The sequence below is a fragment of the Pedobacter anseongensis genome (genome assembly GCF_037482965.1).
Classification (GTDB): Bacteria; Bacteroidota; Bacteroidia; order Sphingobacteriales; family Sphingobacteriaceae; genus Pedobacter; species Pedobacter anseongensis.
Genome location: NZ_JBBHKB010000001.1, coordinates 1147079 through 1159649 on the forward strand (window position 1 = coordinate 1147079; position 12571 = coordinate 1159649).

General features: G+C 38.7%; 13 protein-coding genes and 1 tRNA gene. 6 read left to right on the top strand and 8 right to left on the bottom strand.

Annotated features, from left to right (window positions below; translation table 11 throughout):
• The first annotated feature begins 11 nt into the window (after window positions 1-11).
• Both WG904_RS05080 and WG904_RS05085 read left to right on the top strand, forming a co-directional pair.
• Window positions 12-1028: a c-type cytochrome gene (locus WG904_RS05080; RefSeq protein ID WP_339578209.1), complete on the top strand. Its 1017-nt coding sequence runs from the start codon at window positions 12-14 to the stop codon at window positions 1026-1028.
• Window positions 1029-1043: 15 nt separating this feature from the next.
• Window positions 1044-1493 (top strand): DsrE family protein, encoded by a 450-nt coding sequence (locus tag WG904_RS05085; RefSeq protein ID WP_339578210.1) that lies wholly within the window; start codon window positions 1044-1046, stop codon window positions 1491-1493.
• A gap of 10 nt (window positions 1494-1503) precedes the next feature.
• Here the strand turns inward: WG904_RS05085 and WG904_RS05090 are convergent, their stop codons facing one another.
• From WG904_RS05090 to WG904_RS05100, 3 genes are all read right to left on the bottom strand, one after another.
• Window positions 1504-1914, bottom strand: a complete 411-nt coding sequence (locus WG904_RS05090; protein WP_339578211.1) for a hypothetical protein — start codon at window positions 1912-1914, stop codon at window positions 1504-1506.
• Between the two features lie 138 nt (window positions 1915-2052).
• Window positions 2053-4188 (bottom strand): cation:proton antiporter, encoded by a 2136-nt coding sequence (locus WG904_RS05095; RefSeq protein ID WP_339578212.1) that lies wholly within the window; start codon window positions 4186-4188, stop codon window positions 2053-2055.
• A 6-nt stretch (window positions 4189-4194) separates the two neighbouring features.
• On the bottom strand, window positions 4195-4779 hold the full coding sequence (locus WG904_RS05100; protein WP_339578213.1) for a hypothetical protein: 585 nt from the start codon (window positions 4777-4779) through the stop codon (window positions 4195-4197).
• A 277-nt stretch (window positions 4780-5056) separates the two neighbouring features.
• Between WG904_RS05100 and WG904_RS05105 the strand changes: the two genes are divergently transcribed.
• The gene (locus WG904_RS05105; RefSeq protein ID WP_339578214.1) at window positions 5057-5695 is read left to right on the top strand and encodes a 3-keto-alpha-glucoside-1,2-lyase-like domain-containing protein; all 639 of its coding nucleotides are present in this window, start codon (window positions 5057-5059) and stop codon (window positions 5693-5695) included.
• Between the two features lie 828 nt (window positions 5696-6523).
• Here the strand turns inward: WG904_RS05105 and WG904_RS05110 are convergent.
• Genes WG904_RS05110 through WG904_RS05120 form a run of 3 tightly spaced genes read right to left on the bottom strand, consistent with a single transcriptional unit; the run spans window position 6524 to window position 8242 of the window.
• Window positions 6524-7165, bottom strand: a complete 642-nt coding sequence (locus WG904_RS05110; protein ID WP_339578215.1) for a hypothetical protein — start codon at window positions 7163-7165, stop codon at window positions 6524-6526.
• Window position 7166: 1 nt separating this feature from the next.
• Entirely contained in the window at window positions 7167-7514 is a 348-nt protein-coding gene (locus WG904_RS05115; RefSeq protein ID WP_339578216.1) for a hypothetical protein, read from the bottom strand.
• Complete coding sequence (locus tag WG904_RS05120; protein ID WP_339578217.1) at window positions 7514-8242, bottom strand: TIGR04255 family protein; 729 nt, start codon at window positions 8240-8242, stop codon at window positions 7514-7516. The genes WG904_RS05115 and WG904_RS05120 overlap by 1 nt, the downstream gene beginning before the upstream one ends.
• A 166-nt stretch (window positions 8243-8408) precedes the next feature.
• Between WG904_RS05120 and WG904_RS05125 the strand changes: the two genes are divergently transcribed.
• Complete coding sequence (locus WG904_RS05125; protein WP_339578218.1) at window positions 8409-8597, top strand: hypothetical protein; 189 nt, start codon at window positions 8409-8411, stop codon at window positions 8595-8597.
• A 183-nt stretch (window positions 8598-8780) separates the two neighbouring features.
• Here WG904_RS05125 and WG904_RS05130 read toward each other — a convergent pair.
• Together WG904_RS05130 and WG904_RS05135 are read right to left on the bottom strand one after the other, a co-directional pair.
• Window positions 8781-8852, bottom strand: a tRNA-Arg gene (locus WG904_RS05130).
• A 63-nt stretch (window positions 8853-8915) separates the two neighbouring features.
• On the bottom strand, window positions 8916-9518 hold the full coding sequence (locus WG904_RS05135) for an FMN-dependent NADH-azoreductase (protein ID WP_339578219.1): 603 nt from the start codon (window positions 9516-9518) through the stop codon (window positions 8916-8918).
• A 95-nt stretch (window positions 9519-9613) separates the two neighbouring features.
• Here WG904_RS05135 and WG904_RS05140 point away from each other — a divergent pair, with 95 nt between their 5' ends.
• Window positions 9614-9970, top strand: coding sequence for a winged helix-turn-helix transcriptional regulator (locus WG904_RS05140; protein WP_339578220.1), 357 nt, complete (start codon window positions 9614-9616; stop codon window positions 9968-9970).
• 87 nt (window positions 9971-10057) lie between these two features.
• A complete protein-coding gene (locus WG904_RS05145) occupies window positions 10058-12565 on the top strand; it encodes a phosphocholine-specific phospholipase C (RefSeq protein WP_339578221.1) in 2508 nt (835 codons plus the stop codon).
• Window positions 12566-12571: the final 6 nt, after the last annotated feature.

The following is a 12571-nucleotide window of genomic DNA, read 5'->3' on the forward strand; positions in this document are numbered from 1 at the left end:
AGACTACAAAAATGACCGTTAAGGAAAATAAAAAGGTAGAGAAAGGAATCGTCTATACGTCTAGGATAACCGCCACAATTTCTATCCTCTTTGTAGTTTGTGGAATCGTTTTCTGCATTTCATTCTTCTGGACGGGTAATTCTCCTTCGAACTTGGTAACCAACAATAAATTGCCAGCTACCGGCTGGTCGGCTCCCGATGATTCTTCGATTCCTAACGGAGAGGATGGAGAAATGATTCGTTATGGAAAAGACCTTATTATACATACTGGTAGGTATTTTGGCCCGAATGGATCGGTAGCGAAAATTTCTAATGGCATGAATTGCCAGAACTGCCATTTAAAGGGGGGCACAAAGATTTTTGCAAATAATTATTCCGTCTTCCTATCCGGCTACCCAAAAGTGAGTGCCCGATCGGGTAGAAACGACCCACCTTCTGAACGAATTGCTGATTGCTTTGAGCGCAGCCTAAATGGAACTGCTCCTAATTCTGAGGGAAAAGAGGTAAAGGCGATGCTTGCCTATATGAAATGGGTGGGTGAAGGCGTAAAAAAGGGAGAAAAAGTTTTCGGCACTTCCAGCCAAAAGCTAATGTACTTGAAGAGGGCTGCAGACCCGGTAAAGGGAGAGCTTGTGTATTTACAAAAATGCACAAGTTGTCATGGTACAAGTGGAGAAGGTGTGCTTTCGGCTAATAAAGACGAATATACTTATCCTCCCTTATGGGGGTTACATAGTTATAACGATGGTGCAGGACTTTTCCGTTTAAGTAACTTTGCAGGGTTTGTGAAAAACAATATGCCTTTTGGCACAAGTTATCCAAATGCTCAGCTTAGCGATGAAGAGGCTTGGGATGTGGCAGCATTTGTAAATTCCCAACCCCGCCCACATAAAGATCAAAGCAAAGATTACCCAGACTTGAATAAAAAACCTGTAGATTCGCCCTTTGGACCTTATGCAGATTCATTTACGGAAAAGCAACATAAATTTGGCCCTTTTGCAGAAATCGCAGCATTTCAAAAAAAATAAAAACCATATTTACAGATGAATAAATTATCCTTACTTTTTTTCCTATTCCTAGGGTTCGGACAAGTGGCATTTGCACAGCAAGCACCAGAACCTTTCATCGGCGCAAAAGCAACACGTAAAAACTACAAAGCGCTTTACATCCTTAATAGTGGGGACGAGAAAAAAATTACGAGTACACTACGCAACTTAAAGAATGCATTAGACGACCCAAGGTTGAAAGGCAAATTGGATGTGGAACTAATTGCCTTTGGAGATGGTTTTGTGGTGTATAAGAAGGACGGTGCTTTTGAAAAAACACTCTTAGCGCTGAAAGAGAGAGGCGTAATTTTGGCTCAGTGCGAGAATACCATCCGCGAGCGCAAGATAGAAAAAGATAGCCTGTTTAATTTCATTAGCTATGTACCGAGTGGCAATGGTGAAATTATTATCCGACAATACCAAGGATGGGCAATGGTGCACCCTTAGGGAAGGAAAGTTAGTTGGCCACCATGTTGGCTGCGCGTAACCTAAAAAAGGAAATTGTAGAGAAAGATGCCAACAATACCCATACATATTGGTCTAGGGGGCAGATAACCTCATCCCAGTCGTTACTAAAAGCATTGAGATATTTTGTATAGCTTGCATTGTTATTTATATTTCCGCCGTTGTAGAGCCTACAGTGCGCCTGATTTCCGGTACGGACGAATTCGCAAGGTGTGGTCTTCACACCCGATGTTCGGTAAAAATATTTATTTCCTTTGGCAGTATTTGCAGTATAGAGCACGCCACCTACATAGCATCCCCTACCAATCTGGGCACGGGTGCTGAAAGAAATCGACATCAGTACAAATAAGAAACAAAGCTTAATCAAAACTGTATTCTGCAGCAAAAAATTGATTTTGTTCATAATTATTATAATTAGGATTTAAACTTCTAACACATAACAATACCAGCCAAAAATAGAAAATATAATTTAGATGACGAATATTCCTGAAACATCTAAAAAGATTAGGTTGAAGTATTCGTTAAATTGGCTACGGGGGCATTACTTAAAAATCTTTTTGAAAACATTCATTAAACCGACCCGTGTAGTATCAGGGTAAACTTTAACCGGCCTATCCTGCATCTTAGAAGGAGCCTCTAAAGGGTTTTGTTTTGGATAGAGGATCATGTAGCTGTTCTGTTTAAAATAACCAGTTAGGTAGCCTGGGAGCTTTTCAAGATAAGCGTTATGAGACAAGTGTCCTACTCTTGAGGTCACGATTACAAACAAATCATTAATTTTTAGTTTTCCACTAAAAATCAGAAAATCCTCCCAATTGGAAAATTCATTAAAAGTCATTGGTGCTGGTGCTTCACGTTTTTCTTTGGCGTGCTTTAACTCGGTAATGGTTTCATTGCATGCATAAAATGCAATCGGCAGGCCCGAAGCCTTTGCAAAGGTATCTAGCTTTGCAAACCAATGTAAAAATCCCGCTTCAAATTCTGCATTTGCTGGCACCACCACAACAAGCCTTTTTAGTGTATTAAAAGGCTGTACCGGCCTGTAGATATAGATGGTTTCTAATATACGATTAAAAATATCCTCGGCAGTAGGCCCGAAAAAATGCTGTTCATCGAAATTATGGTGCATCCCTATCAGCACATCCGTAATTTTGTGTTCCATAATCGAATGGATAATTCCGTTGCTGATGCTGCTGTCGAATCGCGAAAGGGGAATTAACGTATTCTCTGTAGCGGTTGCGTGTTTGAGTGCAGTATCCATTATTTTCTTACCGATCGCAGTTTTGTTGCCGTTAGGCAGATTTTCATCGTTCACATATAGCGCATATACTGGCACGTCGGTTTTTTTTTGTCTAAACATAAGTCCCACATCTACAAGCTCGGCAATGGTTTGGGGATAGGCCAGAGATATCAAGATTCTTTCATTACTGTTTGAATCTGTACCACTACTGCCCAACTGTTTTATGGCAATACGTTTTGAAGATCGTTCAACCGCAAAGGAACTAATGGTACAGGTAGCAAGGATCATCAATATCGCGCCATTCAGTATGTCCTCATCCAAAAGTCTCACGGGGTCTCCGGAAGCGGTTTCGGATAAGATAATATTGTATCCTACAAGCACAATCGCAAGCGTAGCCCCAACCCTCGCATTGCTCAGCCCAAAGATTAGCCCACGTTCATCTTTGGATAACCTGAAGGTTTTTTGCGTAACCAGCGCTGCTATATATTTTGAGATCACTGCAATTACAATCATAACTACTGCGACCTTGATTGCGCCTAGCCCTTTAAAAAGTACACTTACATCGACCAGCATCCCTACGCTGATTAAGAAGAATGGGATAAAAAATGCATTGCCAACGAACTCTATTCGGTTCATCAAGGGTGATACATGTGGTATAAAACGGTTAAGCGCAAGCCCTGCCAAAAAGGCCCCAATAATTGGCTCCAATCCGGCTACCTCCGCAAGAAAGGCACCCAGAAAAACCATGGCAAGCACAAAGATGTATTGGGAGACGTGGTCATCAAACTTTTTGAAGAACCATCTTGCAATGAGCGGAAAAATAAAAAATACGATACAGCCAAATACCAAACAGCCTACAGCAAGCTTAATCCAAAAAGACGGCCCAATGTTACCCCTTGTCATTCCCGTTACCGTTGCTAGAACCAGAAGCGAAAGAATGTCTGTGATAATGGTACCTCCAACTGTTAATGTTACCGCTCTGATCCTAGATATGCCGTATTTACTCACGATCGGGTAAGCGAGCAGGGTATGGGTAGACAGCATCGCTCCTAGCAATAGTGCTGGCATCCATCCAAAATCTAATAAGAAAAAGGCGGCTAGGCAACCCAATACTAATGGAAAAATAAAGGTTAACAAGCCAAAGGTTGCGCTATGTAGCCTAGTCTTTTTAAATTCATCCATATCGATCTCAAGACCTGCAACGAACATAATGTAAAGTAGTCCCACAGTTCCGAATAATACGATGCCAGCATCCCTTTGCAAAAGGTTAAAGCCATATGGGCCTATTACTACTCCAGCTATGATGAGACCGATGATGTATGGGATCTTTAATTTGTTAAATAAAATTGGTGAGAAAAGGATGATGAACAGCACTAGGGAAAATACAATGACAGGATTTGTCAACGGCAGTGAAAAATCAGTATTTAATAGAACCATATGATGTTATATTTTTTCGGCCTTTAGGCCAAATACGGTTCGACATTCGTTTTCTTCTTTGCTGATCGTCCGGTGTCCAGTCATCAATTCGTCACGCCCACCTTCTGGAGCCAGCGTTACGTCGAGATGAATCTTTAGCTCCGGCTGGTCGGCCGTTAGCTCTATGGCATTTTTACTAAAAATACCATTATATGTTCTAATAAATTTCTTTTTGGCGTAAGCTTTAACAACAACCCTATTATTTTCATAGGTGATATTCCACTGTTCGGTTTTTGTATCGCCCACGGCATATCCAGTACAGGTGGTTTCAGTGCACTGCATGGTTACTTTCCATGCGCCTACAATATTTGCATTATATACCCCATTGCTGTCTGTTAAATTGTTTGCGCTGTCTAATTGCAGCATCCTTGTCATAAGCAGCTTTTCACTGGCTTTGAGTTGCTGCTCACGTCGCGCAACTTCACTCTCCCTGCGCTCGATGCTACGTTCACGATCGTCCAATCGTTTTTTATCTTGTTCGCCTGTACAACCGGAGATGATAAGAAGGGTCAATAGACAGATAGTAATGAAGTATTTTAAGTTAGATAACATCTATATAATTTTAGGTGAAATATATTTAACAATTAGAAGGCCTAATTGTTGCTTTATTGCCGGGAAGCTTTATGATGGTAATCTTATTTAACATGGCAAAGCATTAAAGAACATAAAAATAAGCATTTTGAATTGTCTAAAAGACACCGATTTCAAACTTTCCTGATCGCTTCAACTTTTAAATTCATAAATAGTAATCAAACCTATATTGCAAACTTTAAACTAATTTGCTAGTTTTACTAAAGCTTTCACTTCTACCCGTTTAAAATCCTTAACCATGAAACACTTCAAAATATTGTTCATTCTGACTTACTTTTCTTTCTCAATGGCGTGGTCTCAGGAATCAAAATCACTGCAATCAGCATATATCTCTTACAATCGTACCGTTGAACAGATTACAGAAAACGAAAATTCGATCATCAGACTAAGTGAAGGTACCGGAGCCGGTGTAGCTTGGGTAAAAGATTTACTCTTTTCTGAGGGCACTATTGAGTTTGATGCAAAAGGCCGTGATTTAATGCAAAAAAGTTTTATTGGGATTGCTTTCCATGGTATAGACAATCAGACTTATGAATCGGTCTATTTTCGCCCCTTCAATTTCCAGTCTACTGATTTGGTTCGTAGGATCCATGCTGTACAATACTCATTTGAGCCAAAGTTCGGATTTCAACAACTCCGTAATACGCACAAGGACAAATATGAATCAGGTATCAATTCCCCAACTGTGAAAGCAACAGATTGGTTCCATGTTAAGATTGAAGTGAAAGAGAATAGAATTAAAGTTTTTTTGAACGGAGGCCAAATGCCCTGCCTAGAGGTTCCAACACTTAATCCAAATTCTTCTGGTAAAAAAATTGGCTTTTGGGTCGGCAATAACTCGAACGGAGATTTTGCTAACTTGAAAATATCGAAGTAGTTAAAGATCATTTGCAATGAAAGCAATCATTACTATCCTTCTCCTCATCTCGGGCTGCTAGAATATGGACACTTTTAATATTCCCATTAAAGGAAAATCTAATAGATAATTCAAGAAGTGGATCGAATCTGAAAATTTAAAGACTAAATGCTAAATTGTTAATCAAGCGGGCGCATTCTGCAGAAGGCATCTTCACTAATCCTTTTTAGTATCGATCAATTGCAGCCAAAACCATATGCTATCCTTTCTCAAAACTCGTCCAATATCTATTTAGATGCTAATTACTCTTCTCGATCTACTTAAAAGAACATGGTCAAGAGGTCACCTACGAACAAGCCGAATTGATATTGGACTTCATGTACAAATTTGGTCAAATAGCAATTGATCAATATGTATTTAAAGACGAAAAAGGTGATGAGAATCGAACTGCCTCAGAATAGCTGTTAATGCCCTTTCTAGCTCAGATTTTTAAAATTACTCCGAAATTCAAGTTTCTAGCTAAAATTTATCGAACCCAAAAATGGGCGATTTTGCCAGTCACATCTCGCTAATAAACAGAAGCTTATGCTGTAAAAAAATAACGGGAATAAAGTTTTTCAAACTCTATTCCCTCTAAGTGGTCTCAAAGACACCAATTTCAAACTATTTTTTGGAAGATTTACAGCTGATTATTGACATTCTAGGCAAAGAAGAGTGATTTTAAATATCTCTACGAGACAGATTTCAAACTTTTTTTAATGAAGAACATTTTTCTAATTCAATTAGAAGATTTCTTAAACCAAAAAAGTCAAATTAAACCTTGGAAGGATTATAAGACCATGAAAAACCTTAAGCTACCCTGTCACATTGTTCTGGTAATCGGCAAAAGTGATACGATAGTTTGAAATTCAAAAGGTAAAAGCCATAATGATCCAAAGAAGCAATCCTTTCTTCATCAATTGTCTCAATAAGTCCTTCCATTTCTTCTATTGGAAACCAAAATACCTTATCCAAGAGTGCAATCCGGTCATTTTCACCGTCCCTAGCACTTGGCATGTAAAAAATGTTTGAATAAAGCTGGCTTTTAACATTTTTTCGAAATGTTTCTAATTTGTCGTTTGACAACCCATTGCTTGACAAATCTGCCAAAAATTCTTCCAAATTTATTAAAGGAGCGAATAAGCATTGTTTTGGATTTACATCTCTTTTATTTTCTAATGAAATGTCGCAAGTATTGCTAAGTATTAAACCTTCGATATAAGTTTTTTCATAACTAGCAGTGTCTGTGTTCCAATTTGCCATCCTAACATCCAGAACAATATCACCTTGAAGGAAATACTTATGACCAAAGTCTCTGTAGAAATTGTCATATGAAATTTCATTCCTATTTTCAGGATAAAACTGTTCAATCCCTTGTTGTAGGCGGCCTTTATTCTCACTCGTCAGGTAAGAAGGCAGCAATTCAACCCATGAGTGTTCACCAAATGCCATTTTATAACCTATTAGGCCTAGTTGGTTTAGCTTTTAAGGCCTTCTGAAAGGTTTGGTTGAGGATACTTTGCTCAAAGTCGCTAAGAAGTTGAGTGTCGCCAAATAGACCTTTTGAAAGATGTTGGATTGTATCCTGATATTTAAGGAAGTCCACTTTATCTTGTTCAAAATAAAGAAAAGCGAATTGTGTTTGCGGAATATCCTCATCTGAGAACCGTGGAAATTCTGTCACAAACATATCCAACACTTCTGTTTTTGCAGGAGCTACTAAAACACTTTCGTGTTCCATGCTCACACAAGAAAACATGCTTGGCTGATAGCTAGTCGGTATAAATCCAGAAAACTCCATTATAATATTTGTCTAAGTTTTTCAGTAATAATAGATTCAAAAAAATCCTTAACAGGATTTTTTACATCTTGTGATATTGTCTTCCAATCACTTATTTGTCGGCCCATGGTTACTGTTCCTACAGCTCCACATTCCAACATTATACTTTTCGTATTTTGTTTAGTTGTATGCTGTGGATTAATTTTAAAGTTAAGAACTATTCCATTTGGAGCAACATAATTTTTGGATATCTGAACCGCTGCTTCTTTCCCAAATTTGGTAAACGGAGGTGAAACCACAGTAAAATAATCCGATAAAGGCTCTTCAGCAACTATCTCGAAACTATTCAGATAAACGACCTGACAGGTTTGTATTTTGTCATATATGCCCAGCTCAAGATACTTTTCCATAAACGGGTGCATAAGCTTTTCATTGAAGACCTCCCAATTTTCATAGGTGTTTACAATATGAAAAGTAATATAAGAATTGCCCATAGAGATAGCAAAATTCTTCTCAGGGTTTCTAAAAATCATTTGCGATTCGGCCTCTTGAACGTTAGGGGTGACTGGAATACCATTATTCAGGCTCCCTATTTCAAAAACAATTCCCTTTTTTTCCTGCCTCATAGAAAAGCCATCCGCTTGAATCTTATCATAAAACTGACCGAAGAAGCCACTGTCCCATTTTATGGGGCCTGGAAGAAATTTAAAAGTGCAAAGCACTTCTTTGAGGTGTTTATTTGAATACATCGTTCGATTAGACATGCAAAGTTATAAATTCTTTATTATAAAATCACAAAATACTATACATATACAAAGTACACAAATATTGTATATTTTGTTGCTCTTTAACATTAATTAACAAAGTCGACGCTTAAAATGTTCATAATAAGTATCAACTATTTAATTAAAAATTATGAAATGCTTAAACCCTAAACGCTATATTAAACCTCAAAAAGCAGTCAAAATTTTAAAAGAACATGGCCAAGAAGTCTCTTATGAACAAGCTGAATTGATATTAGACTTCATGTACAAATTTGGCCAATTAGCAATTGATATATATGTACCAAAAGACGAAAAAGGTGACGAGAATCGAACCCTCTAAAACAGCTGTTAATCCACTTTTTACCTTAGATTTTTAAAATTGGCTTCGAAATTCAAGTTTTTAGCTAAATTTTATCGAACCCCAGAATAGAGGCTTTACCTATTCTTATCTTCCTAGTAAACAAACATTTAGACAACAAAACAATAACGGGAATAAAGTTTTTCAAACTCTATTCCCTCTAAGTGGTCCCGACGGGAATCGAACCCATATCTAAAGTTTAGGAAACTTCTATTCTATCCGTTGAACTACGGGACCTGCTGAAAAATTAATCAACAGGCGCAAATATATAAAAAAATTATCCTTAACGAATTGCCCGAACTAATCAATCACTATACTATTAATCCCCTTTTCCAAAGCTCCTTCTTTTATTCCTGGAACATTTGTTCCCTCTACACGAAAAACAGTAACATCAGTCATCCCCAAAAACCCTAAAACAGCCCGTAGATACGGTTCCACAAAATCGAATGGTTTGTATGGCCCATCACTATAAATTCCTCCAGCAGATAGCGCTACATAGACCTTTTTGTTTTTAATCAATCCTTCGGGGCCCTTCTCGTCATACTTAAATGTAACCCCAGCCCTCGCAATATGATCGATCCATGCCTTTAAGGTAGAATGTATCCCAAAATTATATAGTGGTGCCCCAACAACAATAATATCAGCATCCATAATTTCTGCAATGGCTTCATCCGAATGCCTAATCGCCGTCGCATTTTCAGGCGTTCTACTTTCTTTCGGAGTAAAAAAAGCTTGGATATGTGCTTCTTCTAAATGCGGAAATTGCTTCGTTATCAAATTGCTCTCCTTAATAGAGCTTCCCGGATAAGCTTCTTGAATTTTCCCAACTATCGCATTTCCCAACTTTATGCTAAACGAATTCTCGCCCCTTGGACTCGAAATTAAATTTAATATTTTCTTCATGTCGGCAAATCTATCTACATTTACTTATTAAATATTAGTAGTATACAAAAGGTTAGCGCTATACTTTATGATAGCATACTGTAAATCAATTAATTATGAAAGAAAGCCAAATCACTACCACACAATGTGCTAACATGCTTACCGCCATAGGTGATGCACTATATGTAATTGGAGGGAAATGGAAATTACGTGTAATCGTAGCCTTAAGAGAAGAAAGTAAACGCTTTAACGAAATTCAACGCACGGTAGAGGGTATTTCGGCTCGCGTATTATCAGCCGAGCTAAAAGAACTCGAAATGAACGGCTTTGTGAAAAGAACCGTTCACCATAAGCAAACCCCAGTTATGGTCGAATACCAACTTACCGAGTATGCCGACACCTTGAGCGAAGTGCTGCAGTCACTAGCCAACTGGGGAATACTACACAGGGAAAAATTAAGAAGAGAACGATAACAATTTCGTTTCAATTTAAAATTCGCTTAGCATAGCTTAGGTATTTTTGAAGCCAGAACTAGTATATTTAACTTATAATTAGTGATAATGGATTCAAGAAGAGATTTTTTAAAGAAAGCCGCATTACTTTCGGGCAGTGCTATGATGGCAAATGTATTGCCCAGCGCTATACAACGTGCAATGGCCATAAACCCGGCATTGGGAAGCACGTATTTAGATGCCGAACACATTGTGATCTTAATGCAGGAAAATCGATCGTTCGACCATTGCTTTGGCACCTTACAAGGGGTACGTGGCTTTAACGATCCAAGAGCACATCAGCTCCCTAATAAACGCCCCGTTTGGCTGCAGACCGATGCTGTAGGCAATACCTATGCGCCATTCCGACTAAATATAAAAGACAGTAAAGTAACGTGGATGGGCGCATTGCCCCATTCTCGCGCAAGTCAGGTTGATGCGTATAACCAGGGCAAATACGACAAATGGTTGCCAGCTAAAAAATCGAGCAACAAAGCCTATGCAGCCATGCCGTTAACATTGGGTCATTACATTAGAGAAGATATACCGTTTAATTATGCAATGGCTGACGCATTTACCGTTTGCGATCAGAACTTTTGCTCGGCTATGACCAGCACCACGCCCAATCGCTCTTTCTTTTGGACAGGCAAAATTACCGAAGAAACAGACGGACTTCCAAAAGCGCACATCAGAAATACCGATTATAGCAGTGCCAAGTTAGGCTGGCAAACTTTTCCAGAACTCTTAAGCGAAAACAACATTTCTTGGAATTTCTACCAGAACGAAATTAGCTGTGGTGGTGGTTTTGTTGGCGAAGAACGTGCTTGGTTGTCTAATTTTGGGTGTAACCTTTTAGAATTCTTTAAAGTTTACAATGTAAAGTTCGCTGAGCGATACATTCAAGGCCTACAAAAACAGGTCGAAACCTTACCGGCTGAGATTGATAAAATACAGGAAGCTAGTCCGACAGACGAGCAAGCCACCTTAAAAGCAAAAGCCAGTTTAAAAAGTAAACAAGAAGCGTTAGACAATGCCAGAAATGAGCTAAAAATCTGGAACAAAGAAAGCTACGAGAAACTTACCGCAAAACAAAAAAGCTTATACCATAGTGCATTTACAGTTAATGCTGGCGACCCAAATTATCGCAAAATTATAGAGCTTACCTATATGGATAACGACATACAGCGTAAGCTAAAGGTGCCAAAGGGCGATGTATTGCACCAGTTTAGAAAAGATGTAGATACCGGGAAACTCCCTACCGTTTCTTGGCTAGCTAGTCCACAGAACTTCTCCGACCACCCTAGCGCACCATGGTATGGTGCTTGGTACGTATCTGAAGTGTTGGCCATCCTCACCAAAAACCCCGAAATATGGAAGAAAACCATTTTCATTACTACGTACGACGAAAATGATGGTTATTTTGATCATGTAGTTCCTTTTTCTATCCCAGATAACACTATTCCAAGTACTGGAAAAGTATCAAAAGGAATTGAAACTGAAATCGAACATGTGCGTATTGCAAACGAAATTAAGCAAGGTATTCCAAAAAATCAGGCCCGAGAAGCCCCTATTGGTTTAGGTTTTAGAGTACCGCTAATCGTGGCGTCGCCATGGAGCAGGGGCGGAAAAGTTTGTTCTGAAGTGTTCGACCACACCTCTACATTACAATTCTTAGCGCATTTTACGAATAAAAAATTTGGGAAATCGATCAAAATCGACAACATCAGCGAATGGCGACGTACCATTTGTGGCAATTTAACCTCTGTTTTTACGCCCTACAACGGTGCGCCACTTGAAAAAATTCCCTTCTTAAATAGGAATGCAAATATCGAAACCATTTTTAACGCTAAGTTTAAAGAAGACCCATCAGCATTTAAAAAGTTATCTCCTGCCGAAATTGAAGAAATAACCGCCAACCCTTCTTCTTTCTCTTTGCAAGAAAAAGGAACCAGAAAAGCTTGCGCCTTACCTTATGAGTTGTATGTAGATGGGGCATTAACGGCTGACCAGAAAAGTTTCGAAATTAACTTTGCGGCTGGTGATTCCATTTTTGGAAAATCCTCGGCCGGCAGTCCGTTCAACGTTCAAACACCCGTTAAGTTTAACGAAGAAGAAATTGGCAAAAATTGGGCCTTTGCGGTTAAAGCCGGAGATATGTTAAACTATCAATGGCCTGTTAATGCCTTCGAAGATAATAACTATCACCTAAGAGTTAATGGACCAAATGGCTTTTTTAGAGAATTTAAAGGTAATGCAAATAATGCAATAGCTAAAATTGCACTAACTTATGAAAAGGCAACTAAATTAACAGGCAATGTGGTTGTTAATTTAGTTAACATTAGTTCAAAACCTTTAACCTTTAACATTTCAGATAATGCCTATAAAGCAAAAGAAATTACGAAAGAACTCCCTGCTAACAGTACATCCCAAGTAGTAATAAACCTGCAAAGATCCTTCAATTGGTACGATTTAAGTGTTAAGATAAAAGGAAATACCACATTCGAAGAACGCTTTGCAGGCAGAGTAGAAACAGGCTTAGAAACGCAGACCGATCCGCTTATGGGAAGGATTGTTTAAGGTGCA

Bases quoted from the DNA above. Each gene is read 5' to 3' on its own strand.
- WG904_RS05140 (WP_339578220.1), top strand. From the start codon at position 9,614: ATGAAAGAAAGCCAAATCACTACCACACAATGTGCTAACATGCTTACC.
- WG904_RS05125 (WP_339578218.1), top strand. From the start codon at position 8,409: ATGAAATGCTTAAACCCTAAACGCTATATTAAACCTCAAAAAGCAGTC.
- WG904_RS05135 (WP_339578219.1), bottom strand. From the start codon at position 9,518: ATGAAGAAAATATTAAATTTAATTTCGAGTCCAAGGGGCGAGAATTCG.
- WG904_RS05115 (WP_339578216.1), bottom strand. From the start codon at position 7,514: ATGGAGTTTTCTGGATTTATACCGACTAGCTATCAGCCAAGCATGTTT.
- WG904_RS05090 (WP_339578211.1), bottom strand. From the start codon at position 1,914: ATGAACAAAATCAATTTTTTGCTGCAGAATACAGTTTTGATTAAGCTT.
- WG904_RS05080 (WP_339578209.1), top strand. From the start codon at position 12: ATGACCGTTAAGGAAAATAAAAAGGTAGAGAAAGGAATCGTCTATACG.
- WG904_RS05100 (WP_339578213.1), bottom strand. From the start codon at position 4,779: ATGTTATCTAACTTAAAATACTTCATTACTATCTGTCTATTGACCCTT.
- WG904_RS05095 (WP_339578212.1), bottom strand. From the start codon at position 4,188: ATGGTTCTATTAAATACTGATTTTTCACTGCCGTTGACAAATCCTGTC.
- WG904_RS05110 (WP_339578215.1), bottom strand. From the start codon at position 7,165: ATGGCATTTGGTGAACACTCATGGGTTGAATTGCTGCCTTCTTACCTG.
- WG904_RS05105 (WP_339578214.1), top strand. From the start codon at position 5,057: ATGAAACACTTCAAAATATTGTTCATTCTGACTTACTTTTCTTTCTCA.
- WG904_RS05120 (WP_339578217.1), bottom strand. From the start codon at position 8,242: ATGTATTCAAATAAACACCTCAAAGAAGTGCTTTGCACTTTTAAATTT.
- WG904_RS05145 (WP_339578221.1), top strand. From the start codon at position 10,058: ATGGATTCAAGAAGAGATTTTTTAAAGAAAGCCGCATTACTTTCGGGC.
- WG904_RS05085 (WP_339578210.1), top strand. From the start codon at position 1,044: ATGAATAAATTATCCTTACTTTTTTTCCTATTCCTAGGGTTCGGACAA.